Source organism: Pararhizobium sp. O133 (assembly GCF_051669845.1).
In the GTDB taxonomy this organism is placed as follows: Bacteria; Pseudomonadota; Alphaproteobacteria; order Rhizobiales; family Rhizobiaceae; genus Pararhizobium.
In genome coordinates this window covers 1798189-1823267 of the sequence record NZ_CP196426.1, presented here as the reverse complement: position 1 = coordinate 1823267, position 25079 = coordinate 1798189, and the positions used below count along the sequence as shown (strand labels likewise).

The 25079-nt window shown below is 61.0% G+C and carries 25 protein-coding genes; 11 read left to right on the top strand and 14 right to left on the bottom strand.

Features of this window, described 5'->3' with window-relative positions; all coding sequences use genetic code 11:
- Window positions 1-51: 51 nt before the first annotated feature.
- Together ACST81_RS08730 and ACST81_RS08725 are read right to left on the bottom strand one after the other, a co-directional pair.
- Window positions 52-969 carry an energy transducer TonB gene (locus ACST81_RS08730; protein WP_438752535.1) on the bottom strand — a complete coding sequence of 306 codons (918 nt, stop codon included), beginning with the start codon at window positions 967-969 and terminating at the stop codon, window positions 52-54.
- A gap of 25 nt (window positions 970-994) precedes the next feature.
- A complete protein-coding gene (locus ACST81_RS08725; RefSeq protein ID WP_438753451.1) occupies window positions 995-1423 on the bottom strand; it encodes a hypothetical protein in 429 nt (142 codons plus the stop codon).
- Between the two features lie 219 nt (window positions 1424-1642).
- On the opposite strand from ACST81_RS08725, the gene hemP reads away from it, so the two are divergent.
- The 7 genes from hemP to ACST81_RS08690 all read left to right on the top strand — a co-directional run bounded on the left by hemP (window position 1643) and on the right by ACST81_RS08690 (window position 6799).
- Entirely contained in the window at window positions 1643-1816 is a 174-nt protein-coding gene (gene hemP / locus ACST81_RS08720; RefSeq protein WP_438752534.1) for a hemin uptake protein HemP, read from the top strand.
- Between the two features lie 8 nt (window positions 1817-1824).
- Window positions 1825-2880 carry a hemin-degrading factor gene (locus tag ACST81_RS08715; protein ID WP_438752533.1) on the top strand — a complete coding sequence of 352 codons (1056 nt, stop codon included), beginning with the start codon at window positions 1825-1827 and terminating at the stop codon, window positions 2878-2880.
- Window positions 2881-2890: 10 nt separating this feature from the next.
- Window positions 2891-3838, top strand: a complete 948-nt coding sequence (locus tag ACST81_RS08710) for a heme/hemin ABC transporter substrate-binding protein (RefSeq protein WP_438752532.1) — start codon at window positions 2891-2893, stop codon at window positions 3836-3838.
- A complete protein-coding gene (locus ACST81_RS08705) occupies window positions 3825-4949 on the top strand; it encodes a FecCD family ABC transporter permease (protein ID WP_438752531.1) in 1125 nt (374 codons plus the stop codon). The genes ACST81_RS08710 and ACST81_RS08705 overlap by 14 nt, the downstream gene beginning before the upstream one ends.
- Before the next feature lie 3 nt (window positions 4950-4952).
- Window positions 4953-5741 carry a heme ABC transporter ATP-binding protein gene (locus ACST81_RS08700; RefSeq protein ID WP_438752530.1) on the top strand — a complete coding sequence of 263 codons (789 nt, stop codon included), beginning with the start codon at window positions 4953-4955 and terminating at the stop codon, window positions 5739-5741.
- 139 nt (window positions 5742-5880) lie between these two features.
- Window positions 5881-6267 carry a hypothetical protein gene (locus ACST81_RS08695; protein WP_438752529.1) on the top strand — a complete coding sequence of 129 codons (387 nt, stop codon included), beginning with the start codon at window positions 5881-5883 and terminating at the stop codon, window positions 6265-6267.
- Window positions 6268-6367: 100 nt separating this feature from the next.
- Window positions 6368-6799, top strand: a complete 432-nt coding sequence (locus ACST81_RS08690; protein ID WP_438752528.1) for a phage holin family protein — start codon at window positions 6368-6370, stop codon at window positions 6797-6799.
- 13 nt (window positions 6800-6812) lie between these two features.
- Here ACST81_RS08690 and ACST81_RS08685 read toward each other — a convergent pair whose 3' ends face one another.
- From ACST81_RS08685 to ACST81_RS08675, 3 genes are all read right to left on the bottom strand, one after another.
- Window positions 6813-8309, bottom strand: a complete 1497-nt coding sequence (locus ACST81_RS08685; RefSeq protein ID WP_438752527.1) for a sensor histidine kinase — start codon at window positions 8307-8309, stop codon at window positions 6813-6815.
- Between the two features lie 183 nt (window positions 8310-8492).
- A complete protein-coding gene (locus tag ACST81_RS08680; RefSeq protein WP_438752526.1) occupies window positions 8493-9059 on the bottom strand; it encodes an RNA polymerase sigma factor in 567 nt (188 codons plus the stop codon).
- Window positions 9056-9250, bottom strand: a complete 195-nt coding sequence (locus tag ACST81_RS08675) for a NepR family anti-sigma factor (RefSeq protein ID WP_438752525.1) — start codon at window positions 9248-9250, stop codon at window positions 9056-9058. Before ACST81_RS08675 ends, ACST81_RS08680 begins: the two co-directional genes overlap by 4 nt.
- 143 nt (window positions 9251-9393) lie before the next feature.
- On the opposite strand from ACST81_RS08675, the gene ACST81_RS08670 reads away from it, so the two are divergent.
- A complete protein-coding gene (locus tag ACST81_RS08670) occupies window positions 9394-10188 on the top strand; it encodes a response regulator (protein ID WP_438752524.1) in 795 nt (264 codons plus the stop codon).
- 177 nt (window positions 10189-10365) lie between these two features.
- A complete protein-coding gene (locus tag ACST81_RS08665) occupies window positions 10366-11376 on the top strand; it encodes a sensor histidine kinase (RefSeq protein ID WP_438752523.1) in 1011 nt (336 codons plus the stop codon).
- A gap of 372 nt (window positions 11377-11748) precedes the next feature.
- On the opposite strand, the gene ACST81_RS08660 is transcribed toward ACST81_RS08665, so the two are convergent.
- The 9 genes from ACST81_RS08660 to ACST81_RS08620 form a co-directional block, all read right to left on the bottom strand.
- Complete coding sequence (locus ACST81_RS08660; protein ID WP_438752522.1) at window positions 11749-13326, bottom strand: FGGY-family carbohydrate kinase; 1578 nt, start codon at window positions 13324-13326, stop codon at window positions 11749-11751.
- Window positions 13326-14018 (bottom strand): HAD family hydrolase, encoded by a 693-nt coding sequence (locus tag ACST81_RS08655; protein ID WP_438752521.1) that lies wholly within the window; start codon window positions 14016-14018, stop codon window positions 13326-13328. Before ACST81_RS08655 ends, ACST81_RS08660 begins: the two co-directional genes overlap by 1 nt.
- An 81-nt stretch (window positions 14019-14099) precedes the next feature.
- On the bottom strand, window positions 14100-15584 hold the full coding sequence (locus ACST81_RS08650; protein WP_438752520.1) for a mannitol dehydrogenase family protein: 1485 nt from the start codon (window positions 15582-15584) through the stop codon (window positions 14100-14102).
- Between the two features lie 24 nt (window positions 15585-15608).
- Complete coding sequence (locus ACST81_RS08645) at window positions 15609-16382, bottom strand: L-iditol 2-dehydrogenase (RefSeq protein ID WP_438752519.1); 774 nt, start codon at window positions 16380-16382, stop codon at window positions 15609-15611.
- Complete coding sequence (locus tag ACST81_RS08640; protein WP_438752518.1) at window positions 16379-17380, bottom strand: ABC transporter ATP-binding protein; 1002 nt, start codon at window positions 17378-17380, stop codon at window positions 16379-16381. Before ACST81_RS08640 ends, ACST81_RS08645 begins: the two co-directional genes overlap by 4 nt.
- A 54-nt stretch (window positions 17381-17434) precedes the next feature.
- Window positions 17435-18259 carry a carbohydrate ABC transporter permease gene (locus ACST81_RS08635; protein WP_438752517.1) on the bottom strand — a complete coding sequence of 275 codons (825 nt, stop codon included), beginning with the start codon at window positions 18257-18259 and terminating at the stop codon, window positions 17435-17437.
- 22 nt (window positions 18260-18281) lie between these two features.
- Window positions 18282-19154 carry a carbohydrate ABC transporter permease gene (locus tag ACST81_RS08630; RefSeq protein ID WP_438752516.1) on the bottom strand — a complete coding sequence of 291 codons (873 nt, stop codon included), beginning with the start codon at window positions 19152-19154 and terminating at the stop codon, window positions 18282-18284.
- 194 nt (window positions 19155-19348) lie between these two features.
- Entirely contained in the window at window positions 19349-20659 is a 1311-nt protein-coding gene (locus ACST81_RS08625; RefSeq protein WP_438752515.1) for an ABC transporter substrate-binding protein, read from the bottom strand.
- Window positions 20660-20812: 153 nt separating this feature from the next.
- Window positions 20813-21766, bottom strand: coding sequence for a sugar-binding transcriptional regulator (locus ACST81_RS08620; protein WP_438752514.1), 954 nt, complete (start codon window positions 21764-21766; stop codon window positions 20813-20815).
- Window positions 21767-21971: 205 nt separating this feature from the next.
- Between ACST81_RS08620 and ACST81_RS08615 the strand changes: the two genes are divergently transcribed.
- A complete protein-coding gene (locus tag ACST81_RS08615; protein WP_438752513.1) occupies window positions 21972-23333 on the top strand; it encodes an NAD(P)-dependent oxidoreductase in 1362 nt (453 codons plus the stop codon).
- 13 nt (window positions 23334-23346) lie between these two features.
- On the top strand, window positions 23347-24660 hold the full coding sequence (gene preA / locus ACST81_RS08610; RefSeq protein ID WP_438752512.1) for an NAD-dependent dihydropyrimidine dehydrogenase subunit PreA: 1314 nt from the start codon (window positions 23347-23349) through the stop codon (window positions 24658-24660).
- Window positions 24661-25079 lie beyond the last annotated feature (419 nt).

Here is a 25079-nt window from a genome sequence, read left to right as displayed (position 1 = left end):
CCGCCTCATGCTCACACAGGCGGGTTTCGGCAGACGTCTGTCGAAACGATCTTATCTGTAGACAAGCTGGATGGTGAATGGCCAGGGACTGCGTCCGCCCTCGGGGATTGCGGGGAACGGAGCCGCTTTCCGCACGGCATTCAGCGCCGCGTCATCAAGGACCGCAACACCGGACCCTCTTACCATTCTTACGCCGGCCAAGCCCCCACTGCTCGTCACGGTGAAAGCAACAGTGACGCTGCCTTTCGTGCCACGCGAAGCCGATTTCGGGTAGCGGAAGTTGCGATTAACCTTGGCGCGCACTCGTCCGGAATACCGCGTCTCCGCGCCATTACCCAAGGCCTGCGCAACCTTGCCTTTCTTGGACGCGTTCGAACTCGATGCGGCATTCTCCACACCGTCGGCCTGTCCCTTCTTGGCCGATTCCACCTGCTGGCCCTTGTCGCCCGCCTTCTTCTTGACGGGCTTCTTCTGCGGCTTTTCCTTTTCAGGCTTTTCCTTCTTCGGCTCCGGCTTCGTTTCCGGTTCCGGCTTGATCTCTTCAGGTTCCGGCTTTTCCTCAGGAATAACGGTTTCAGCCGGAGCCACCGTGGCGGTGATCTCCGGCTGCTCGGCGGTCACCGGCGGCATGTCCTCGGCCGGCAGAACGACATCGGCTTCCGTCGGAAGGATGTCCGTCGGCGTCTCCGATGTTATTTCCGACTGCACCGGCGGAACTTCGGCCACCTCAACAGGCTCCGGCTCCACCTCGGTGGGCTCGACTTCGTCCGGCTCGATCTCCTGCTCCGGATCTCCCGACAGGATCGTTTCCTCGAACGCATTGCCGAGGACCGCGACTTCCATTTCCTCGCCGCCTGCGACAGTGGCCAGTTCGGGCGGCTTCTCACTTGGCTCGAACAGTTTTGCCGTTCCCGCATGCGCCAACAGCGAAAGGACGATGGCCCCGGTCCATTTGATCGTATTGTTCATTCCAGATACCGATGCGAAAGCCGCATCAGCCCTTCAATTCGACTGACGACTTCGATCCGGTCTTCAGGACCTTCATGCAGGCATCCTTGGCGACGCCTTCACCGTTGCAGACCGGTGCATCGTTGATCAGCAGGCTCTTGACGGATTCGCATTTCGTGCCGGGAAGATCGAATTGGCGGACCTTGGTCTTGCCGGCCGGCAGATCGCGAAAGTCGAGCACGGCCATCCGCTCGACCAATCCCTTTTCATCGAACAGCACGAATTCGAACGAGACCTTGGTCAACCCCTGCGCAAGGCCGTTGCCGGCAACGAAGGTCAGCTTGCAGCCCTTGTCGGATGGCGCGAGTTCATTGATCTCGACCGTGAGATTGCCGCTCGAATCCTGCGCCACGGCGCCTGCGCCGGACGAAAGGATGGCGATCAGCGCCAAGGGCAGCAGTCGATTGAATTTCATCATTGTCCATCCATTCCTGAAGATCGCCGATCCCGAACCTTGGGACTTGGCCAAAGCATCGTCGCAACCACATCAATGCCAATTAACTTGACTCTAAAATTCCTGTATTGCGTCCATAATAAAAGATGAGTAATGAAGTCAAGATACTAATCGCAATGACCCGGCCGCAAAGGGGGATCTGTCCCCTGTTTTCGGCCGCCTGATCAGGACCAGACGCCTGTGACACCGAATGAACAAGATGCCGGACCAGCCCCCGCGCCGGCCAACCAGACGCAACGCATTGTCGAAAGTCGCGAGCTTTTCCGTGGCGACAACGAGATCCTGATCTCGCACGACGGCGCCATCTACCGAATGAAAATTACCCGCCAGGGCAAACTTATTCTGAACAAATAGGCCAACACATGACCCAGACGTTCCCGATCCCAGCCGAAATCCGCGCCTATCGCGCGGCGAACCCGAAGATGCGCGAGCGCGATATCGCAGCACAGATGGGCATTTCGGAAGCCGCCCTCGTTGCCGCCGAATGCGGACTGACCGCCATCCGCATCGATGGTGATGCCAACCGCTTCCTCGAGCGCGCCGCCGAACTCGGCGAGGTCATGGCGCTGACCCGCAACGAGAGCGCCGTGCACGAAAAGATCGGTGTCTTCGAAAACATCACGCCCGGAAAACATGCCTCGATCGTGCTCGGCGAGAACATCGACCTGCGCATCTTTCCGAGTACCTGGGCACATGGCTTCGCCGTGACCAAGACGGATGGGAATGACGTTCGCCGCAGCCTGCAGTTCTTCGATAAGCAGGGCACCGCCGTCCACAAGATACATCTGCGCGCGGCCTCCAATCTGGAAGCCTATAACCGCATCGTCGAGGGTTTCCGGCTGGAGGACCAGTCGGAGGAGTTTTCAGCCGTTGCTGCGGTGGAGAACATCGCCGACAGCGAAAGCGCCACGGTCGATGTCGCCGTCCTGCGCGACGAATGGAGCAGGATGACGGATACGCATCAGTTCCATGGCCTGCTGCGCAAGCTGAAGCTCGGCCGCCGCCAGGCGCTGGAGTCCATCGGCGAGGATTTCGCCTGGAAACTTCAGCCGAGCGCGGTCGAAGACATGATGAGGGAATCGACCAAGGTCGATCTGCCGATCATGTGCTTCGTCGGCAATCATGGCGTCATCCAGATCCATTCCGGTCCGGTCGCCAACATTCAGACCATGGGTCCCTGGCTGAACGTCATGGATCCGACCTTCCACCTGCACCTGCGCACCGACCACCTCGCCGAAATCTGGGCCGTTCGCAAGCCGACCGCCGATGGGCATGTAACATCGCTCGAGGCGCTCGACGCCAAGGGCGAAATGGTCATCCAGTTCTTTGGCAAGCGCAAGGAAGGTTATGCCGAGCGCGACGACTGGCGCGCGATCATGGAAAATCTCGCCCGGCTGGATATCACTGCGGCAGCCTGAAGGAACCGATATGAAAACCTCCCATGATTTCCGCCGGCTCCGTTCCTGGGAACTGGCTCTGGCGCTGTTTGCCGTATCCGCTCCGTTCATCCTGCCGAACGCACTTCCGGACGGTCCGTCCTTCGTGCGTGCCGCCGTGGCGCAGGACATGCAGAAAGCCGATACGTCGCGCCTCGTTTCGGTGGGCGGCGCCGTGACCGAAATCATCTACTCGCTGGGCGAGGAAAGCCGGCTTGTCGGCCGCGATTCCACCAGCGTCTATCCGGAAGCAGCCACCAAGCTGCCTGACGTCGGCTATATGCGGCAATTGTCGCCGGAAGGCGTGATCGCCACCAATCCGACCGCTATCATCGCCGTCGAAGGCAGCGGCCCGCCGGAAACGCTGAATATTCTGAAGGACGCCAACATCCCCTTCCAGACCGTCTCGGAAAAATACGACCGTGACGGGATCCTAGACAAAATCCGCACCATTGGTGAATTCCTCGGCGTTCCGGAAAAGGCAGCAGCCCTGTCCGACACAGTGAAAGCCGATCTCGACGCTGCCGTCTCCGATGCCGCCAAGCGCCCGGAAAACGAGCGCAAGCGCGTGATGTTCATCCTCAGCGCCCAGGGCGGCAAGATCATGGCCGCCGGCGCCCATACCGCCGCCGACGGCATCATCGCGCTGTCCGGCGCCGTCAACGCCACCGATACCTTCCCCGGCTACAAGCCGCTCACCGACGAGGCCATCATCGAGGCCAAGCCGGATGTCGTGCTGATGATGACCCGCAGCGGCGGCCATGCCGCAAGCGACGACGAACTCCTGGCCCATCCGGCACTGTCGCTCACACCCGCCGCCAAGAGCAAGGCGGTTATCCGCATGGACGGCCTGTATCTGCTCGGCTTCGGCCCGCGCACGGCAAGCATGGTGCGCGAGCTGAACGCGGCCATCTACGGAAAAACGAATGCCTCGCAGTGAAATGGCAGTGCATGACGACCAGCCTCGTTCGATTGCCGCCCGTGTGATGTCCGAATGGCGGACGGGCGACCGCTCGCGCTTGGCCCGTATCCTGATTGTCGTGCTTGGCGGTATCACCATCGCCATGTTCGCAGCTTCGATCATGACGGGAGCGGCCAATGCATCGGTCGGTAATGTCCTTCGATGGCTGCTAGGCGTGGAGGGTGCCGAACAGGCGCTCAGCGTGCGCGACCGCATCATCATCCTCGACATCCGCCTGCCCCGCGCCGTCATGGGCCTGCTCGTCGGCGCGTCGCTCGCCGTCTCCGGCGCCATCATGCAAGGCTTGTTCCGCAATCCGCTGGCCGATCCGGCGCTTGTCGGCATTTCATCCGGCGCCAGCCTTGGCGCCGTGCTGACGATCGTCCTCGGCAGCTCCCTGTTCGGGACACTTTTTGCCGTCTTCGGTTTTTATGCGCTGCCGGTCGCCGCATTCCTTGGCTGTCTCGTCACAACCTTGCTGCTCTACCGGATCGCGACACGCAGTGGCCAGACCTCGGTTGCGACCATGCTGCTCGCCGGCATTGCTCTCGCCGCCCTCGCCAACGCCGTCACCGGCGTCCTCATCTTCATCGCCGACGACAAGCAATTGCGCGACCTGACCTTCTGGGGGCTCGGCTCCCTTGCCGGCGCCAACTGGACGAAAATCCTGTCGGCAGGACCGATCATCATCGCCGCTCTCGCCGTCGTGCCGTTCCTGGCGCGCGGCCTGAACGCGCTGACGCTCGGCGAGGCCACCGCCTTCCACATGGGCGTTCCGGTGCAACGGCTGAAGAACGTCGCCATCGTCAGCGTCGCCGCTCTGACCGGCGCATCGGTCGCGGTCAGCGGCGGCATCGGCTTCGTCGGCATTGTCGTGCCGCATGTCCTGCGGCTCATCATCGGCCCGGATCACCGCTACCTGCTGCCCGCCTCGGCGCTGCTCGGCGGCACGTTGCTGATCTTCGCCGACATGATCGCGCGTACCATCGTACCGCCGGCCGAGCTGCCGATCGGTATCATCACCGCTTTCGTCGGCGCCCCGTTCTTCCTGTGGATCCTGCTGCGCGGGCGCTCCCATATGGGGCTTTAGACCATGATCAAGGCACACAATCTCACCGTAAAACTATCGGGAAAACCGGTCCTGCACGGCGTCGATATCGAGGCTCCGGCCGGACAACTGACCGCGATCGTCGGGCCGAATGGCTCCGGCAAGACGACGAGCCTCAAGGCGATCGCCGGTGAACTGCCCTGTGGCGGCACCGTCAGTATCAACGGCCATGACATCTCGACGTTGAAGCCTTGGGAGCTGGCATTGAAGCGTGCCGTCCTGCCGCAATCGACGGTGATCTCCTTCCCCTTCACCGTCCGCGAAATCGTCCGCATGGGACTGTCCGTCGGCGCCAGGTCCGATGCTGGGGAAACCGACCGTATCGCAAAGGCCGCGCTCGAAGCCGTCGATCTTTCGGGCTTTGCCGGGCGTTTCTACCAGGAGCTTTCCGGCGGCGAGCAGCAGCGGGTGCAGTTGGCCCGCGCGCTGTGTCAGATATGGGATCCGATGCAGCATGGAGAGCCATCGTTCCTGCTTCTCGACGAGCCGGTCTCCAGCCTCGACATCCGTCATCAGTTGACGATCATGCGATTGGCACGGGATTTCTGCGCACGCGGCGGCGGCGTCATCGCCATCATGCATGACCTCAATCTCACGGCCATGTTCGCCGACAGGATGGTAATGATAAAGGCGGGCCGCGTCGCCGCAGCCGGTCATCCCAACGAGGTGATGACGGATGACGTCATGGAAACCGTCTTCGGCTGCGCCATGCGGGTGAATGCGACACCAACAGGCAGCGTGCCCTTCGTCCTGCCGCATACCGCCATAAGCTAGAACTGTTCGCCGGTCGGGGAACAAAATCAGCCTCGGTGCGTTGATGTGGCGAACCGTCGATGGGTGATGAATTGCCTGTCGGCACTGCGCACACCGGGCCCAGTTGAAACTGCTGCCCTCCGCATCAAGGAGCTTTCCCATGGCCAACGGTCTCTTCTCAGGTTCCAGCGCAAGAAAGCGTGTTCTTGAGACCCCGCTCGAAGACCAGATCAATGAAATCCGCGACGAGATCGCTTCATTGGCAAAGCTTCTGTCGCAGGTTGGCGCCGACACCGCAAGGGATGCTCGGGCAAGAGCTTCGGACGCATCGAGGGATGTCCGCTCCCGCGCCCATGATGTTCGCGACACCGCCGAAGCCGGCCTGCATGACCTGATAGCCAATAGCGAGCAGTTGTTTGCCGAATTGCGTGACCGGTATGCCAGCACGGAGAAGCAGGTTCGCCACACGGTGCGCCAACATCCTGTCGCGACACTCGGCGCCGCCGCTGCCCTCGGCCTGCTGGTTGCAACCCTCATCCGTCGCTAGGCAGTACCGACGAGGCGGCGCTACAGCGCCGCTTCGATGGAATGGCTGCCAGGGCAATGCCGTTGTCGATTAGCCTTCGTTTCATCTGCTGGAGAATAAAATGGGTCCTTTGGTCGCCATGCTTTCGAGTCTTGTGGTGACGGATGTCAGCCTCAAGGTGTCGCGCTACAAGCGCAACGGGGCGATGTGGCTTGTCGCTTCGCTGTTTTTCCTTACCGCCTACATTTTTATGCTGGTGGCCGGCGCGATCTACCTCAGCACTATTTACACACCCTTGATCGCGACACTGATTCTGGCTGGTATATCCCTTGCGATCGGGCTGATCCTCATCATCGTCATCTATGCGTTGAACGCTCGGGATAAACGCATATTGGAAGACAGGCGCCGCAGGTCGCAGGCACAGACGTCTCTTGCCCTCGCTACCGCGCTCACGCTTTTCCGTCGTCAACCGCTGTTGGCGGCAGGCCTCGCTCTCGGGGTCGGTACGGCCTTGGGTTTGATGCGCAAGCCGGCGGACAAGGATCGATCCTGACCGCAGGCGCCGGTCAGAGCGGCAGGCGCACGATGGCCGTCAGGCCGGCTGGCAGATATTCGACTTTCACCGAACTACCCATCACCTTGTCGAGGCTGCGCTCGATCAGGATCGAGCCGAACCCACGGCGCGCCGGTTCTTCGACGGGCGGGCCGCCGACTTCGGTCCAAGTCATATCCAGGACACGCCGCCCGTCCTCGTCGACGCCCCGCGCCGTCAACACGACTTTTCCGCGCGGGACCGAGAGCGAACCATACTTCGCGGCATTTGTCGCCAGCTCGTGCAGGACGAGACCAAGGCCGACAGCCTGGTCGGGGCCTAGGAGAATCTCGTCCTTGTGGATCTCGATCTGCTTGTCATAGTCCCGAACATGCGGCGCCAATTGCTTGGCAAGCAGCGCCGACAAGCGGATCGCCCCCCATTCGTGATCGGAAAGCAGGCCGTGCGCCTCCGAGATCGCCTGCAGGCGGCCGGCAAAGGCGGTCATGAATTGCTGCGGATCGCTGGTCTGGCGCAGGGTTTGGCGGGCGAGCGATTGCAGCATCGCCAGCGTGTTCTTCACCCGGTGATTGAGTTCCCGCAGCAGGAGCCGCGTGCGCTGGGTCGAGCTGTGCTCCTCGGTCACATCGATATTGATACCGAGAAAAACGGTCGGCTTGCCGGATGCATCGCGCTCGTGGACACGACCGCGCCCGAGCAACCAGCGCCCCGTCGCCCCCACCCGGAACGTGCCGTCATATTCCTCATCCGCGGCCATGGCCGCCCGCAGTTTGGACAGCGTCGCGACGCGGTCCTCCTGATGAATGGCGGCAAAGATATCCTTGGCCTGGACGGTCCGGCTCTCCGGCATGCCGAACATGCGTGCCATCGACCGGTTGCAGGAAACATTGCCGGACCGCACATCCCACAGCCAGCTTCCCACATTCGCCGCGTCAAGCGCCATGGCGTGACGCTGCTCTTCCCGGGTAAGAGCAGCCTCCTTCAACGCTCGCTGACGCGCCTCGTGCTTCAATTTGAAGAGCAAGGATGCCAGGCGCGCGAGACGCTGCAATTGCGCCACCAGATCCGGCGTCGGCTGACGCGGCTTGACATCGAAAACACAGAGCGTACCGATCGGTTGCTCATCGACCAGCAGCGGAACGCCGGCGTAAAATCGCAGGAACGGAGCACCCGTTGCGCGCGGATGACCTGAAAATCGGGAATCGGCCTGGACATCGGCAACCACAAGGGCTTCGCCGTCGGCAATCGTATGGGCGCAGAAGGAATCACGGGACGGAGCGCGTTTTTCGTCCGTTCCGATAGCAGCCTTGAACCATTGATCCCGCGCATCCATCAGCGTGACGAGGGCAATTGGCACATCGAAGAGCCCCGCGGCGATCGCGGCGAATTCCACAAAGTCGGTATCCTGCTCCGCCATATCCGGAACAATCGAATGCAGAACGCCGAGCCGCCCGGCCGAAGCCAAAGCGGCTTCTACCTGTGCCTGCTGCTCAAGATTGTCTTCTGTCATGAATGTCCACACCCAGCCCCGGGCGCCATCGATTCCATGCCGCAGGATCGTTCCGGCAAAGTACCTGCTACAGTCTTTGGCACGATTGTCATCCCGGACGCAATCACGGTATCGCTACACGATCGGCTGTGACGATAACGCCCGCCCCAGCAATACGCGCTATGGCGGGCATCGGAAGAGATATCAGGATATGAATGCCCTGGACGTCATCGGTGCCGACGTCGCGTCCGGGCCATATTCGTTCTCGCCGCTGACCTGCAGGATATCCTGAAGCCTCTGGCGCGCGCGGTTGACGCGGCTCTTGATCGTACCGAGCGCGCAACCGCAGATTTCCGCCGCTTCCTCGTAGGAAAAACCCGACGCACCGACGAGAATGATGGCTTCACGCTGGTCCGGCGGCAGGGTGTCGAGTGCACGCTTGAAATCCTGAAGATCGAGGGATCCATATTGCGCCGGATGCTGGGCCAGCGACTCGGTGAAATAACCGTCGCTGTCTTGAACTTCCCGGCCACGCTTGCGCATCTGGCTATAAAGCTCGTTGCGCAGGATCGTGAACAGCCAGGCCTTCATGTTGGTGCCCATCTCGAAATGGTCCTGCTTGGCCCATGCCTTCATGATGGTATCCTGAACGAGATCATCGGCGCGATCATGACGGCCGATCAGCGACATGGCGAACGCACGCAGGCTCGGTAGCGCCGCGAGCATTTCGCGTTTGAAGCTCGGCTCCTCAGACGTCTTTGCACCGCTCATTCTGCAACATCCGCGACGGATTGGCGTTCGACAGCATCAAGTTTTTCGAGAAGATCGAGAAAACGATCCGGAATGGCCTCTTCCTGCACGGAGAGGTAAAGCGCGCGAAGCTTCGTGGCGATCTGCGCGTTTGGATGATTGGCCCGGTCTGATTTTTCAGCCCCTTGCCCAGCCCCGATTTTGTAGCTCATAAACACAAAATACCTTCAGATGTTCGTCTGGTCGGATAATGCGCCGCCGAAAAAATTGTTCCATCGCGAGGAACCTTTTTTTTGCGTCTGCGTTTCACCGCTGTCATGGCCATAACCCGGGCCAGATTGAGGGAGTAATATATATGTCACTTTCCACCCGGATCGCTCCGTTTCTGCCCTATCTGCGTCGCTACTCGCGCGCATTGACCGGATCGCAGACATCGGGCGACGCGTATGTCGCGGCCGTTCTGGAAGCTTTGATCGCAGACGTCACCATTTTTCCGGAAGCCAGCAATGACAGGGTTGCCCTGTTTCAATTGTACACAAAATTGTTCGGCTCCTCATCCGTGCTTATTCCCGAGCCGGTCTCGCCGTTCGCATGGGAAAAACGGGCCTCGATCAACCTCGCATCCGTCTCGCCGCTTGCCCGTCAGGCCTTCCTTCTCGTGTCTGTCGAAGGATTTCGCACCAGCGAGGCTGCCGAGGTCCTGGATACCACCGAAACCGGCATGAACCAGTTGCTGGAACGCGCGTCGGAAGAGATTTCGCGCCAAGTCGCAACCGACATCATGATCATCGAGGACGAGCCGCTGATCGCCATCGATATTGAGCAGATGGTCGAAAGCCTCGGCCACAACGTTACCGGCATCGCCCGCACGCGCGATGAAGCCGTGGCTTTGTTCAAATCGACACAGCCGAGCATGGTGCTCGCGGATATCCAGCTCGCCGATGGCAGTTCGGGCATCGACGCGGTCAACGACATCCTGAAGAACACCGCCATCCCGGTCATCTTCATCACCGCATTCCCGGAGCGCCTGCTGACCGGTGAACGGCCGGAGCCGACCTTCCTCGTAACGAAGCCGTTCAATCCGGACATGGTCAAGGCGCTGATCAGCCAGGCCCTGTTCTTCAATGAATCCACCAAGGCGGCAGCCTGATCTGATTCACCGGGACACGGGTAACGTATAAGCACCATCAGCCGGGGCGCACGAATGCCCCGGCGCGGTTTTCTTTACTCGAACCGGGTCCGTTCGAGTTGCTCCGATCGCATTGTTCTCGTTTCGTCGACTAGGAAGCCTGGACACAATCCACCGGCAGAATGAAAGGCGTATCGCGTGGGCAATGCAGGCATTCCAGCTAGTTCCGGGACCAATGCTGCTGCGCGCATGATCATGATGGAACTGGCCTTGGAGAAATCCGGCTCAGGGTATCTCTATCGATCGGACGACCTGACTGTTTCCCTGTCCGGCAATCTACCGGACGCTTTGCAACGCTTGGCTGCGCCCGAAGCCTTTCAAGAGGTGTTGGGCGCAGACGAAAGCGCTCGACTAGACCTCCTGAAAAATGAGGTTAAAGGCAGCAGAACCGGCGCTTCCACCGAGATCGACGTTCCCGCTAGTTCCGGCGTCCTTACCTTTCGGATCGATATCGAACGCATCGAGGACACTGGCATGACCGGCATTCTCATGGTCATGACCGATATTTCCGAAACCCGTCACCGCGAGCGTATTCTCAAGACCCTGCTGCGCGAACTCAGCCATCGCTCAAAGAACCTGCTCGCCATCATCCAGGGCATTGCCACCCAGACCGCGCGCCAGGCCCTGTCGCTCGACACCTTCCTCTCCAAGTTTCGCGGGCGAATCCAGTCGCTTGCCTATTCGCAGGACCTCGTCACCGATTCCAGCTGGCGCGGCGCCTATCTCTTCTCGCTGACCGAGCGACAGCTGAGCGCCTACTGGCCGGAATCGGAAAACCAGATTTCCGTCTCTGGCATCAACGCTCATCTGTCACCCAACGCGACCCTGCATATCGGCCTCGCCCTGCATGAACTGATCGTCAACTCCGCCTCACACGGCGCCATTGCCGCCGGTGTGAACTCGCTTTCCATCGATTGCGTCGAGACTGTCTACGACGGCGATAAGGCAATCGAACTCGCCTGGATCGAGCATCTGCCACCGACGTCGGCACCGAGCGAAACCGACGAACACACATTCGCGCGCACCGTGCTGGAACGGGTCGTGCCGATCGCCATCGGCGGCAAGGCGCTGTACCTGACGACGTCGGACCGCGTCGAATATCGCCTCACCATTCCGTCGCGGGAATACGAAATCATCTCCGCAAAATAGCCCAAGGCTACTGCATAATTCCTTAAATCGGAATCGATTTAAGGATAAAATTATGCAGCATATTAAAAGTGTTACAGCGACCTTTGCGCGTCATATTTGACGCGCGGCGCTGTAAATGCGCCTTGGCCGATCCGCGCTCTCACCATCTCACCACGGGAAAAAAAGACAGCCAGTGCCTGGGGGAGGCACTGGCTGATATCGACAACTCACCGAGGGGGCGTGTGAGCTGGAATACCGGATCAGTGTTGGGGCGTTCGCATTGGGGGCGATGCGAACCAGTGTCCGGACATCCAAGAAACGGAGGAAACGGAAAAAGGTTCCGACTGTTTTTCTTTTTTTATAATTTTTTTCGGCGCCGGAAGTCAGGCTTCCTCAAAGCGCTTCAATCTCGGCCCGGTGCCTGTAAAGGCTCAGAAATTTGCGGTAGTCCCGGTCATAGGTCTCGCGCATATCGGGATTGGGATGGCGCTCGCTGCCGCCGGGCGACATGGCCGTTCCCGCCCCCCGCAAATCCGGATAGAGACCGCCAGCGACGGACGCGACCATGGCCGTGCCCAGCAAGACCGCGTCATTGGTTTCCGGCACCACCACGGTGCAACCGGTGACGTCTGAATAAAGCTCCATCAGAAGCGGATTGCGCACATGCCCCCCGGTAATGTGCAGGGTGTCGAGGTCGTAGCCCGCTTTCTTCATCATTTCGAGGATGTGGCGGATGCCGAGTGCGATGGCGACGCAGGTGCGCCAGTAGAGCCGGCAGAGGGCATCGAACGAACTGTCGAGCGTCAGGCCACTGATGACCCCAAGCGCATGCGGATCGGCGAGCGGCGAGCGGTTGCCGTGGAAATCCGGCAGGACATGCAGGCGTGACGCAAACTCAAGCCCATGGGCGGCCCGCAGCTCCTGGATTCGCAGCACGATACGCGCATGGATTTCCGCGTCCGGCTCACCACCGGCGCTATGGCTGCGCACCACATGGTCGAGCAGCGCACCGGTCGCCGATTGCCCGCCCTCGATCAGCCAGCTCTCGACAAAAGCAGCCTCGAAATAAGGCCCCCACATGCCGAAACCGGGCTTCATGTCCCTGGAGAAGGCAACGATGCAGCTGGATGTGCCGGCGATGAGCGCCAACTGCCGTTCCAATCGTGCAGGCTCCCCGGCAAAGCCGCCCAAGACACCGATCGCGCCGGCATAGGCGTCGATCAGGCCCGTCGCCACCTGGCAGTCTTCGTGCAGACCAAGTTCGGCCGCCGCCATCGCTGTCAGATGCCCGGTCGATTGTCCGACCGGCAGTGTCATTTCCGGCAAGCCACCGCGCTCGCGCAGGTCCTCAAGCCCGATCCGTTGAAGGAACGATGCCTGCCAGCCGTTCTCGTGAGACAGATAGTTCCATTTCGAGGTCAGCGTGCAGCGCGAGCGCGCCTCGTTGCCCGTCGCCCGCCAGGACATGAAATCGGCGAGATCGAAGAAATAACCGGCCTTTTCCCATTGCTGCGGCAGGTTCTGCTTCAGCCACATCAGCTTCGGCATTTCCATTTCCGGCGACATCACCCGGCCGGAATGATCGAGCACCGGATGACCGGTCGCGGTGCAGAAATCCGCCTGTTTCAGCGCGCGGTGATCCAGCCAGACGATCGTATCCCAGCGCGGGTCGCCCTTGCGGTTGACGGAGAGCGGCGCGCCGTCCCTGTCGCGAACCACAAGAGAGCAGGTCGCGTCGAAGCCGATCGCGGCGATCGCCTCGGCCGGGACGCCGGCCTTGGCGCGCGCCGTCTTCACGGCGATGCAGACGGCCGCCCAGATATTTTCTGAATCGTGCTCGGCGTGATTTTCCTCTGGCCTGTTCATCAGGATCGGATAATCAGCCCGGGCCAACTGCCTGCCATGGCTGTCGAAAATGCCCGCACGGGCGCTGCCGGTTCCGACATCGACGGCAACGATCAGATCGCGCATTAACTAGCGTTCCCGTCCCTTTGTTCTTTCCGGACAAAATGGATCAATTCCCGCATGTCGTCAAACAGGACGTCAGGTTCCAATTGTCGCAAAGTGGCCAGATGGCGCTCGGACCTGGCATGGGACGCGCCGGCAAAGGCAAAAACCCGCATGCCGGCGGCCTGCGCCGCCTCGATGCCGGCGGGGCTGTCCTCCACCACGATGCAGTTTTCCGGCGGGGTGTGCATCTGGGCCGCCGCATGTAGAAAAAGGTCCGGCGCCGGCTTTCCATTCGCCACCATGGAAGCACTGAAAAGGTGAGGTTCCAGCTTGCCGATCAGGCCGGTGATGGTCAGCGACAGCCGAATCCGTTCCAACTGGCTGGAGGACGCGACGCAGCGCGCGATGTCCAACTCGTCAAGCGCCGAGGCAATGCCGGCGACCGGCTGCAATTCCTGGCGAAAGCGCTGGTAGAGATCCAGGCGCATTTCCTCAAGAAACTGATCGTCGACCGCAAGACCATAGTCCTCGTGCAGGATATCCGACATGGTCTTCAGGCTCTTGCCGAGAAACCGCTCCGTTGCCTCCTCGGCATCCATGTCGACGCCGGCATTGCGCAGAACCCGGACGAGCACGTCGAGCGATAATGGCTCGCTATCGACCAGCACACCGTCACAGTCGAAGATCACCAGCTTGGGCGGATGCACGGTCATGACGATCAGACCGTCTCTTGCGTCGCAGGGCGGCCGCCTGCTGCGACCGCGACAGTGCGCAAGGGGCTGGGCGTCATGACGTCATTCTCCAAGTTTTCCGGCGAGATAGAGCTCGAGCGTCGCCCGCGTGCCCTTGTCCCAGAGTGTCTTCAGCGCGTGTGCGAACCGCTTCTGGAACAGTGAGGATTGCGCAACATCACCGAAGATGTCGGAAAGCGCAAGGAACGCCTGTGGATCATCCTTGGCTTTCACCGCTGCCGCGTGCAGACGATCGGCACTCGCATCGTTGAAAGTGATTGTCTTGCCGCTGTCGGTCGTCCCCGCGAGGTAGCGGCACCAGAGCGCCGATACCAGCGACAGGCCGATAACGTCCTCGCCGCGACTTAAGCGGTCAGCTGTCGTCGGCAGGATGAATTTCGGCTGGCGGTTCGAGCCGTCCTGGGCCAGCCGCGGAATGGTGTCGCCGATCTTCGGGTTGAACAGCCGCGATTCCACCTTCTTGAAATAGGCGATGAGATCAGTGTTGGGGACGGGCGGAATGACCGGAATGATCTCGTCGCGCTCCAGCTTGTCGAGGAAGGCGCAGACCGTCTTGTCTTCCATCGCCTCATGAACGAAATGGATATCGAGCAACGCTGCCGGATAAGCGATCGCCGCATGGCCGCCATTGAGAATACGGATCTTCATGTGCTCGTAAGGCGCGACATCCGGAACGAACTGGACGCCGACGGTCTCGAGTGCCGGCCGGCCGGCCGGAAAATGATCTTCCAGAACCCACTGCTTGAACTCTTCGCAGAAGACCGGCCAATTATCGTCGATGCCATAGTCGTCGGCGGCGATGCCGACTTCGCGCGACCCCGTCGCCGGGGTAATGCGGTCGACCATGCCGTTCGGGAAGGCGACATTCTCCTCGATCCAGTCGGCAAGCGCCGGATCGGACAGACGCGCGAGACCGGAAACGGCCGCATGGGTGACTTCCCCATTGCCGGGGATGTTGTCGCAGGACATCACGGTGAAGGGCACGAGGCCCTTGTCCTTGCGCGCCTTGAGGCCGGCGATGATCAGGCCGAAGACGGTTTTCGGATCGTTCGGGTTCTGGCTGTCGGCAACGATGGCCGGATGTGCCGGATCGAAGACGCCGGAGGCCGGATTGATGAAATAGCCGCCTTCGGTGATCGTCAGCGAAACGATGCGGATAGCCGGATCGGCAAGTCGCGCGACCGTCGCCGCCGCATTGCCGGGACGCAGATAATCGATCATCGGCGCGGTGACGCGCGCGGCACTCTTGTTGTTGTCCTGCTCGACCACCGTCGTCAGGAAATCCTGCTCTTCAAGCTTCGCCCGCATCGCCTCGTCGGACGGCAGAACCCCTGCCCCGACGATCGCCCAGTCCAGATCCTTGCCGGTGTTGAACAGGTCGTCGAGATAGATCGCCTGATGAGCGCGATGGAAGTTGCCAACGCCGAAGTGGACGATGCCGGCCGACAGCGCCGAGCGGTCATAGGCCGGGATCGCGGCTGTCGCCTTGATGGCGGAAAGATTGGCGAGCGAAAGTTTGGTCGTCATGTTCATTCCTTTCGACGAGCATGATCAGCTCATCCAGTTGCCGCCGTCGACATTGTAGGTCTGCGAAACGACATAGTTGCTTTCGGACGAGGCGAGGAAGACCGCCATGCCGGTCAGGTCCTCGGCTGTGCCCATGCGGCCGAACGGCACTTTCGCGCCGACCAGCCTCTTCTTTTCGCCGCGCGGGCGGTTCTCGTATTTTGCAAACAGCGCATCGACGCCGTCCCAGTGTTCGCCATCGACGACGCCGGGCGCGATCGCATTGACGTTGATGCCATGCTTGATCAGGTCCAGTCCGGCCGATTGGGTCAGACTGATGACCGCCGCCTTGGTGGCGCAATAGACGGCGACGAGAGCCTCGCCACGGCGCCCCGCCTGGCTTGCCATGTTGATGATCTTGCCGCCGCGTCCCTGGGCGATCATCTGCCGTGCAGCGGACTGCAGGGTGAAGAGCGTGCCAGAGACATTGATCGTGAAAAGTCTGTCGAAGCTTTCCCTTGTGATTTCGACGATCGGCGCCAGATCGAACAGGGCTGCGTTGTTAACGAGGATATCCAGGCTGCCGGCCTTTTCGACCACGGCCGCGATCGCGGCATCGATGGAAGCCTGCTTCGTCACGTCCATTTCGACGGCATAGGCCGAAGAGCCGAGTTCGGACGCCGTGGTCTTTGCCCGTTCGAGATTGATGTCGGCAATGGCGACGGTCGCCCCTTCGCGGATATAGGCTTCCGCGAAGGCTCGTCCGATGCCGCGCGCCGATCCGGTGATCAGCGCGCTCTTGCCCGCAAGTCGTGTCATCTCAGTGCCTTGCCGTTTTGATCGAACCTGTGGACGCGACCGTCTTCGGGCGTGAGGAAGACGTGGTCACCGTGGCTGACGGCGAAGTCGCCGCCGACGCGAGCGGTGACCAGGCCGATGCCGTCGACGTGGATGTGCAGGAAGGTGTCCGAGCCGAGATGTTCGGCGACACCGACGACGCCCTTCCAGGTGCCGGACGTGGTCGACAGCTTCAGGTGTTCCGGGCGGATGCCGATCGTGTGGGCGTTGTAGGGCTTTGCGAACTCGCCTGTGGCGAAGTTCATGCGCGGCGAGCCGATGAAGCCGGCGACGAAGATATTGTCGGGCCGGTGGTAGAGATCGAGCGGCGAGCCGACCTGCTCGATATTGCCGGCATTGAGCACGACGATCTTGTCGGCCATGGTCATGGCCTCGACCTGGTCATGGGTGACGTAGATCATCGTCGTCTTCAGTTGGTGATGAAGCTCGGAGATCTCCAGTCGCATCGTGCCGCGCAGCGCCGCATCGAGGTTGGAGAGCGGTTCGTCGAACAGGAAGGCCGACGGTTCGCGCACGATGGCCCGGCCGATGGCGACGCGCTGGCGCTGGCCGCCCGACAATTGCCCCGGACGCCGGTCGAGATAGTTCGTGAGGTTCAAGACGCGCGCGGCTTCCGTCACCTTCTTGTCGATCGCGCCCTGGTCGAGCTTGGCCATCTTCAAGGGGAAGGCGATGTTGTTGCGCACGGTCATGTGCGGATAGAGCGCATAGGACTGGAACACCATGGCGAGGCCACGCTTGGCCGGAGCCGCACCTGTGACGTCGCGGCCGTCGATCTCGATCGTGCCGGATGTCGTGTCCTCGAGCCCGGCGATCAGCCTGAGAAGCGTCGACTTGCCGCAACCCGAGGGGCCGACGAAGACGACGAACTCTCCCTCGTTGATCGTCAGGTCGATGCCCGGAATGACCTGCGTCGTGCCAAAGCTCTTGTTGACTTTTTTCAGTTGGATATTGCCCATGCGTGCCTCCCAAAGTCTCTTTTCATGACGCGTCTGTCGTCGTCGTTGTGTCTGTTACTTCACGGCGCCAAAGGTCAGGCCGCGCACCAGTTGTTTCTGGGAGAACCAGCCCATGATCAGGATCGGCGCGATCGCCAGCGTCGAGGCCGCCGAGAGCTTTGCCCAGAAAAGCCCCTGCGGTGAGGAGAAGGAGGCGATGAAGGCGGTGAGCGGGGCTGCGTTCGTCGTCGTCAGCCGGATCGTCCAGAAGGCTTCGTTCCAGGCGAGGATGATGTTCAGGAGCATGGTCGAGGCGATGCCCGGAACCGCCATCGGCGTCAGCACATAGACGATCTCGCCCCACAGCGACGCCCCATCCATGCGGGCCGCCTCGAGGATTTCGCCGGGGATTTCCCGGAAGTAGGTGTAGAGCATCCAGATGACGATCGGCAGGTTGATCATCGTCAGCATGAGGGTGAGGCCGATGCGGGTGTCGAGCAGGCCGAAGTCGCGGAACATCAGGTAGAAGGGCACCAGGACCGCCACCGCCGGCATCATCTTGGTCGACAACATCCACATCAGGATGTCCTTGGTCCTGTTCGTCGGCGCGAACGCCATCGACCAGGCCGACGGCACCGCGATCAGCAGCGCCAGGATGGTCGAGCCGACCGACAGCACCACCGAGTTCAGGAAGAACTTGAAGTAGTTGCTCTGCGCCTGCACCGCGCCATAACTCTCGATGGTGCCCGACGGGATGAGGTTGAAGCCCTGGATGGCTTCCGTCTCCGACTTGAACGAGGTGATGATCGTGTAGAGGATCGGGAAGAAGATCACCAGCGCGACAATCCAGGCGGCGACGGTGAAGACGACTGTTCTGCGGGTCGAAACGGCTCTGGCCATGGTCGTGTCCTCTCCTTGGCTCTTACTTGTCGAGGTTCTTGCCGACGGCGCGCATCAGGAAGAAGGCGACGATATTGGCGAGGATGACGGCGATGATGCCGCCGGCCGATGCACCGCCGACGTCATAGCCGAGAAGCGCCGTGCGGTAGATCAGGAACGGCAGGTTGGTCGAGGCGTAACCCGGGCCGCCATTGGTGGTGACGAGGATTTCGGCATAGACGCCCAGGAGAAAGATTGTCTGGATCAGGATGACGACCGTGATCGAGCGGGCGAGATGCGGCACCGTCAGGTAGATGAAGCGGTTGACGAAGCCGGCGCCGTCCATCTCCGCCGCCTCCTTCTGCTCGCCGTCGAGCGACTGCAGCGCGGTCAAGAGAATGAGCGTGGCGAACGGAAGCCATTGCCAGGCGACGATGACGATAATCGAAAACAGCGGATACTGGCCGAACCAATCGACCGGCTGGACACCGAAAAAGCGGGCGATATCGGCGAACACCCCGTATTGCGGGTGCATGATCATGTTCTTCCACACCAGTGCGGCCACCGGCGGCATGACGAAGAAGGGAGAGATCACCAGGATGCGCACAAGCCCCTGCCCCCACATCGGCTGGTCGAGCATCAGCGCAATCGCGACGCCACCGACCACGGTGATGAACAGGACCCCGACGACGATCATCAGCGTGTTCCAGATCGACTGGAAGAAGGCGGGATCCGAATAGAAATATTGGTAATTGAACAGCCCGGCAAAGCTGACATTGCCCGGATTGAGAAGGTTGTAGTTCTGGAACGAGAACCACAATGTCATCGCCAGCGGAACGATCATCCACACCAGCAACAATCCAACCGAAGGCGCCATCATCAAACGCGCCAGGCCCCGTGTATTCGCTGTCGCCATGACAACATCCCTCCCTTTGGCAGCCGGTCTCATTGCCCGCCACGCCGGGAGGGCAGCACGCCAGCCTTCTCATTCTTTCTTTTGAAAAGACCTGACGTCAACCGCTGCTATTCGGAAAGCTGGCATCGGCCGACGTCAGGCTAAAATTGGCGACCCGGGTTGAGGTCCGGGTCGCCCGTCCTTGGGAAGGAACCTTACTTGATGTAACCGCCGCGCGTCATTTCGCGGGTGGCGGCCGTCTGTGCCTGTGCGAGTGCATCGTCAACCGACATCTGACCGGCAAGCGCTGCCGAGAACAGCTGGCCGACCGTCGTGCCGAGACCCTGGAATTCCGGGATGGCGACGAACTGGACGCCGACATACGGAACCGGCTTGACCGAAGGATTCTTCGGGTCGGCGGCGTTGATGCTGTCGAGCGTCATCTTGGCGAACGGAGCCGCCTTCTGATACTCGGCATTTTCATAGAGCGAGGTGCGCGTGCCCGGAGGTACGTTGGCCCAGCCTTCCTTGGCCGCGACGATATCGAGATAGTGCTTGCTGGTTGCCCAGGAAACGAACTTCTCGGCAGCTTCCGCCTTCTGCGTGCCTGCCGGGATGGCAAGGTTCCAGGCCCACAACCAGTTGCCGCGCTTGCCAAGACCGGTGTCAGGCGCCAGAGCGAAACCGACCTTGTCGGCTACGGTCGAATCCTTCGGGTTGGTCACGAACGAAGCTGCGACCGTCGCGTCGATCCACATGCCGCACTTGCCCTGCTGGAACAGTGCCAGGTTTTCGTTGAAGCCGTTCGACGAAGCGCCCTGCGGGCCGGCATCGTTCATTAGCTTGACATACATGTCGAGCGTGGCCTTCCACTCCGGCTGATCGAACTGGGGCTTCCAGTTTTCATCGAACCAGCGGGCGCCGAAAGCATTGGACGTGGCGGTCAGGAACGCCATGTTCTCGCCCCAGCCGGCCTTGCCGCGAAGGCAGATGCCGTTGATGTCGGCGCTACGGTCCGTCATCTTGCGGGCTGCTTCGTTGATGAACTCCCAGGTCGGGGCATCAGGCATGGTCAGCCCGGCCTTTTCCATCAGGTCCTTGCGGTACATGACCATCGAGCTTTCGCCGTAGAACGGTGCGGCATAAAGCTTGTTGTCAGCGGTCAGGCCCGAGCGGATGGCCGGCAGCAGGTCGTCGACGTCATAGTCGGCACCGAGATTGTCGAGCGGAAGGAGCCAACCCTGCTTTGCCCAGATCGGAACTTCGTACGTGCCGATCGTCAGAACGTCGTACTGGCCGCCCTTGGTTGCGATGTCCGTGGTGACGCGTTCGCGCAGCACGTTCTCTTCGAGGGTGACCCATTCGAGCTGGATGTCAGGATTCGCCTTGGTGAAGTCGTCCGTCAGCGTCTGCATGCGGACCATGTCGCCATTGTTCACCGTGGCAATGGTGAGGGTTTCAGCCTGTGCAAAACCCGCGATGACGACTGCCGAGCAGGTGCCCAGCAAAAAAGTTTTCAAGTTCATATATCTTCCTCCCAGAAGAGTTATGAGCATTTGCCTTGCTCGTGGGCAATTACTCACAGAAACGCGAAAAATGTCAATCGCCATTCGTTGCTGCACTGCAGAAACGAATCCTTAAGCGCTTGAAATCACTTTTGATTATTTATGGGTATTCGCTCACTGCGCGAGCAGAAACTCAGCTGTCGCTTCGTCCGTGATCAATCCGTTGATCACATGTCCCTTGAGTGCAGCGCTCAGCGCCGCATGCTTGCGCTTGCCCTTGGCGATACCGATGACAACAGCCGAATCACGCGACGGCAAGGGCACGCTGGCGACGCGTTCGTTGATGCTGCCGGAGAGCAGCGCCCCATCCCTGTCGAACATCCAGCCGCAGATTTCGCCGACGGCACCTTCATCCATCAGGCGCGCCATCTCGTCCCGTCCGAGAAACCCATCCTCGCAGAGCGGCGCGTCCTGGCCGAGTTCGCCGACGCCGACGAAGGCGACATTGGCTTCGGCTCCGAGTTTCAGGGCCGACCTGACCAGAACCTGATTGTGCAGCACCTCCCGCTCCTCCGCTGAAGAGACGAGAACCGGCAAAGGCATCGGAAAATGCCGCGCCTTGACCGCATCGGCCATCGAGAAGATGACGTTGTAATAGGCGGCCGAACCGTCGAGACCGATATTGCCGGTGAGCGACACGATGCGATGCTGCGGACATTCCATTGCCGGCAGTTGGTCGATCGCGGCCTTCAGCGTTCGCCCCGTGCCGATGGCGAGCACGATCGGATCCGCGGACTTCAGCCAGCGCTCGATCTCGGCCGCCCCCGCCTCCGCGATGCCGACGGTGGTCGATGACGAACCGGGATCGCTTGGCACGATGTCCACCAGTTTGAGAGCGTATTTTTCCTTGAGAAGCAGACCGAGTTCCAGGCAGGCGGCAATCGGATGATCGAGCCGAACCTTGATCAGGCGCTCGGCCATGGCCAGCGAAACCAGCCGCTGCGCCGATTGCCGGGAAATGCCCATGGTCGACGCGATCTCGTCCTGCGTGCGCCCGGCGACATAGTAGAGCCAGCCCGCACGCGCGGCGTCGTCAAGCCTGTTGTTCGCTTCCGGTTTACGCACCATGGTCCTGCATTCTCCCTGGAAAAGGTGCTGACACTTTTTCCTGGCTCCTGTCAAACACAGACCGCTGCCATCCTCATCGAAAGACACGGAACCCCTTGCCGCACGGCTGTTGCGCCGTTTTTGCTTTTAAAATTTTACCGTTTGATAAAAAAATATTCCATGGTACCGTTTCATCATCCTGAGGCATGACATTTGGGAGCGAAAAATGGGAACGACTGAAACTGGACTACGGAGCGGCCGCCTGTCGCCCGTTGAATACGAGACGAATTTTTCCGATCTGCATCCGCCGTTGGACGAGCACGAGGCGCTGGTCGCATCCGACCGCTGCTACTTCTGCTATGACGCGCCCTGCATGACGGCCTGTCCCACCTCCATCGATATCCCGCTGTTCATCCGGCAGATATCGACAGGAAACCCGGTCGGATCGGCCAACACGATCTTCGACCAGAATATTCTCGGCGGCATGTGCGCCCGCGTCTGTCCCACCGAAACGCTGTGCGAAGAGGCTTGTGTGCGCAACACGGCCGAGCACCGGCCCGTCGAGATCGGCCGCCTGCAGCGTTACGCGACCGATATCGCCATGCGCGAAAACCGGCAGTTCTATACCCGCGCCGAATCGTCGGGCAAATCGGTCGCCATCGTCGGCGCCGGCCCGGCCGGTCTCGCCTGCGCCCACCGCTTGGCCGTCAAGGGCCATGATGTCGTGATCTACGACGCCCGGAAAAAGGCGGGCGGCCTCAACGAATATGGCATCGCCACCTACAAATCTGTCGACGATTTCGCCCAGAAGGAAGTCGACTACGTCCTGTCGATCGGCGGCATCGATATCCGCAACGGCCAGATGCTCGGACGCGATTTCTCGCTGTCGGATCTCCTGTCGCGCCATGACGCCGTTTTCCTCGGCCTCGGCCTTGCCGGCGTCAATGCGCTGCGGGCGGAAGGCGAAACCGCCGAAGGCGTCGAGGACGCCGTCGATTTCATCGCCGCGCTCCGCCAATCCGAAACGAAGGACGACATTCCCGTCGGCCGCCGCGTCGTCGTTCTCGGCGGCGGCATGACCGCCGTCGACGCGGCTGTCCAGGCCAAGCTGCTCGGCGCCGAGGAGGTGACGATCTGTTACCGTCGCGGCAAGGAGAACATGAATGCCTCCGAGTTCGAGCAAGATCTCGCCGCCGCCAAGGGCGTCACGATCCGTCACTGGCTGCAGCCCAGGCGCATCATCGCCCGCGACGGCAAGGTCGCCGGCATCGAGCTTGACTATACGACGATATCAGACGGTCGGCTGGTCACGACCGGCGAAACCGGCGTCATCACCGCCGATCATATCCTGAAAGCAATCGGCCAGACCTTCGAGGCCGATGGTCTCGGCACCATCGCCCTGCAATCCGGCCGCATCGTCATCGACGAGGAAGGCCGCACGTCGCTCGATCGCGTCTGGGCCGGTGGCGACTGTGTTCTCGGCGGCGAAGACCTGACGGTTTCGGCCGTCGCCATGGGTCGCGATGCGGCTGAATCGATCAACCTCGCACTGTCAGCTGCATCGCAGCCGGCCGTTGCCGTCGCTTGAAGGGAGAATAGCCATGGCTGATCTGCGCAACAATTTCGTCGGCATCAAATCCCCGAATCCCTTCTGGCTGGCCTCAGCACCGCCCACCGACAAGGCCTACAATGTCGAGCGCGCCTTCAAGGCTGGCTGGGGCGGCGTCGTCTGGAAGACGCTGGGCGAGGAAGGCCCGCCCGTCGTCAACGTCAACGGTCCGCGCTACGGCGCCATCTGGGGCGCCGACCGCCGGCTTCTGGGCTTGAACAATATCGAGCTGATCACCGACCGCGACCTCTACACCAACCTGCGCGAGATGAAGCAGGTGAAGATGAATTGGCCGGATCGTGCACTGATTGCCTCGATCATGGTGCCTTGCGAGGAAAACGCCTGGAAGTCGATCCTGCCGCTGGTGGAAGAGACCGGCGCCGATGGCATCGAGCTCAATTTCGGCTGTCCGCACGGCATGTCGGAACGCGGCATGGGTGCCGCGGTCGGACAGGTGCCGGAATATATCGAAATGGTCGTGCGCTGGTGCAAGCAATACACCCGCATGCCCGTCATCACCAAGCTGACGCCGAACATCACCGACATCCGCAAGCCGGCCCGCGCCGCGAAAAACGGAGGCACCGATGCGGTCTCGCTGATCAACACGATCAATTCGATCACCTCGGTCAATCTCGACACATTCTCGCCGGAACCGTCGATCGACGGCAAGGGCAGCCATGGCGGCTATTGCGGCCCGGCGGTCAAGCCGATCGCGCTCAACATGGTCGCCGAGATCGCCCGCGATCCGGAAACCTACGGCCTGCCGATTTCCGGCATCGGCGGCATCACAACCTGGCGCGACGCCGCCGAATTCCTGGTTCTGGGCGCCGGCAACGTGCAGGTCTGCACCGCCGCCATGACCTACGGCTTCAAGATCGTCCAGGAAATGATCACCGGCCTGTCGACCTGGATGGATACAAAGGGCCACAGCACGCTCGACGACATCACCGGCCGCGCCGTCCCGAACGTTTCGGACTGGCAGTATCTCAATCTCAACTACATCGCCAAGGCCCGCATCGACCAGGATGCCTGCATCAAGTGCGGCCGCTGCCACATCGCCTGCGAGGACACCTCGCACCAGGCGATCACGCAATATGTCGATGGCATCCGGCATTTCGAGGTCATGGAAGACGAATGCGTCGGCTGCAATCTCTGCGTCAACGTCTGCCCGGTCCAGGACTGCATCACCATGGTCGGCCTTGACCCCGGCACGCTCGACGAGCGCACCGGCAAGGTGGTCGATCCGAACTACGCCAACTGGACCACCCACCCGAACAACCCGATGGCTCGGCAGGCCGCGGAGTAGTTGGATTGGTTGAGGAGTGCGGCAGATTTATCTCCCCCTTGGCGGGGGAGAAATTGCAAGAGAGGGGTAGGCATGGACGCAAGGAGCAATCTCCGCACCCGGACCCCACTCCTTGCCAAGACGAGGATGATTTAGCGAGTGAGGTCACGGCATCCCCGCCTCAATCTCCGTATAAAACGACGGAAAATCAACATCTTATCCAAGGCTCAGTGTTAGATTCTGCTGGTGAGGGGATCTCAACCACACGACAAAATCCCCGCCTTGAGAATCCAGTCTACGATAACACCGTCCCGCCACGGATACACTGCCAGCCGTGGCAGCGAGGCGGGGCCGGCGCCGGGTTTGGGGAAAGGACGGACGTCCCCATAGCCGGGGTCCAGGCGAAATTTCCCCTCCGCAGGCTGTTGCTGCTGCGGGCG

Excerpts from the sequence above, each read along its gene's own strand:
- ACST81_RS08730 (WP_438752535.1), bottom strand. The coding sequence starts at position 969 with ATGAACAATACGATCAAATGGACCGGGGCCATCGTCCTTTCGCTGTTG.
- ACST81_RS08725 (WP_438753451.1), bottom strand. The coding sequence starts at position 1,423 with ATGAAATTCAATCGACTGCTGCCCTTGGCGCTGATCGCCATCCTTTCG.
- ACST81_RS08715 (WP_438752533.1), top strand. The coding sequence starts at position 1,825 with ATGACCCAGACGTTCCCGATCCCAGCCGAAATCCGCGCCTATCGCGCG.
- ACST81_RS08710 (WP_438752532.1), top strand. The coding sequence starts at position 2,891 with ATGAAAACCTCCCATGATTTCCGCCGGCTCCGTTCCTGGGAACTGGCT.
- ACST81_RS08705 (WP_438752531.1), top strand. The coding sequence starts at position 3,825 with ATGCCTCGCAGTGAAATGGCAGTGCATGACGACCAGCCTCGTTCGATT.
- ACST81_RS08700 (WP_438752530.1), top strand. The coding sequence starts at position 4,953 with ATGATCAAGGCACACAATCTCACCGTAAAACTATCGGGAAAACCGGTC.
- ACST81_RS08695 (WP_438752529.1), top strand. The coding sequence starts at position 5,881 with ATGGCCAACGGTCTCTTCTCAGGTTCCAGCGCAAGAAAGCGTGTTCTT.
- ACST81_RS08690 (WP_438752528.1), top strand. The coding sequence starts at position 6,368 with ATGGGTCCTTTGGTCGCCATGCTTTCGAGTCTTGTGGTGACGGATGTC.
- ACST81_RS08685 (WP_438752527.1), bottom strand. The coding sequence starts at position 8,309 with ATGACAGAAGACAATCTTGAGCAGCAGGCACAGGTAGAAGCCGCTTTG.
- ACST81_RS08680 (WP_438752526.1), bottom strand. The coding sequence starts at position 9,059 with ATGAGCGGTGCAAAGACGTCTGAGGAGCCGAGCTTCAAACGCGAAATG.
- ACST81_RS08675 (WP_438752525.1), bottom strand. The coding sequence starts at position 9,250 with ATGAGCTACAAAATCGGGGCTGGGCAAGGGGCTGAAAAATCAGACCGG.
- ACST81_RS08670 (WP_438752524.1), top strand. The coding sequence starts at position 9,394 with ATGTCACTTTCCACCCGGATCGCTCCGTTTCTGCCCTATCTGCGTCGC.
- ACST81_RS08660 (WP_438752522.1), bottom strand. The coding sequence starts at position 13,326 with ATGCGCGATCTGATCGTTGCCGTCGATGTCGGAACCGGCAGCGCCCGT.
- ACST81_RS08655 (WP_438752521.1), bottom strand. The coding sequence starts at position 14,018 with ATGACCGTGCATCCGCCCAAGCTGGTGATCTTCGACTGTGACGGTGTG.
- ACST81_RS08650 (WP_438752520.1), bottom strand. The coding sequence starts at position 15,584 with ATGACGACCAAACTTTCGCTCGCCAATCTTTCCGCCATCAAGGCGACA.
- ACST81_RS08645 (WP_438752519.1), bottom strand. The coding sequence starts at position 16,382 with ATGACACGACTTGCGGGCAAGAGCGCGCTGATCACCGGATCGGCGCGC.
- ACST81_RS08640 (WP_438752518.1), bottom strand. The coding sequence starts at position 17,380 with ATGGGCAATATCCAACTGAAAAAAGTCAACAAGAGCTTTGGCACGACG.
- ACST81_RS08635 (WP_438752517.1), bottom strand. The coding sequence starts at position 18,259 with ATGGCCAGAGCCGTTTCGACCCGCAGAACAGTCGTCTTCACCGTCGCC.
- ACST81_RS08630 (WP_438752516.1), bottom strand. The coding sequence starts at position 19,154 with ATGGCGACAGCGAATACACGGGGCCTGGCGCGTTTGATGATGGCGCCT.
- ACST81_RS08625 (WP_438752515.1), bottom strand. The coding sequence starts at position 20,659 with ATGAACTTGAAAACTTTTTTGCTGGGCACCTGCTCGGCAGTCGTCATC.
- ACST81_RS08620 (WP_438752514.1), bottom strand. The coding sequence starts at position 21,766 with ATGGTGCGTAAACCGGAAGCGAACAACAGGCTTGACGACGCCGCGCGT.
- ACST81_RS08615 (WP_438752513.1), top strand. The coding sequence starts at position 21,972 with ATGGGAACGACTGAAACTGGACTACGGAGCGGCCGCCTGTCGCCCGTT.
- preA (WP_438752512.1), top strand. The coding sequence starts at position 23,347 with ATGGCTGATCTGCGCAACAATTTCGTCGGCATCAAATCCCCGAATCCC.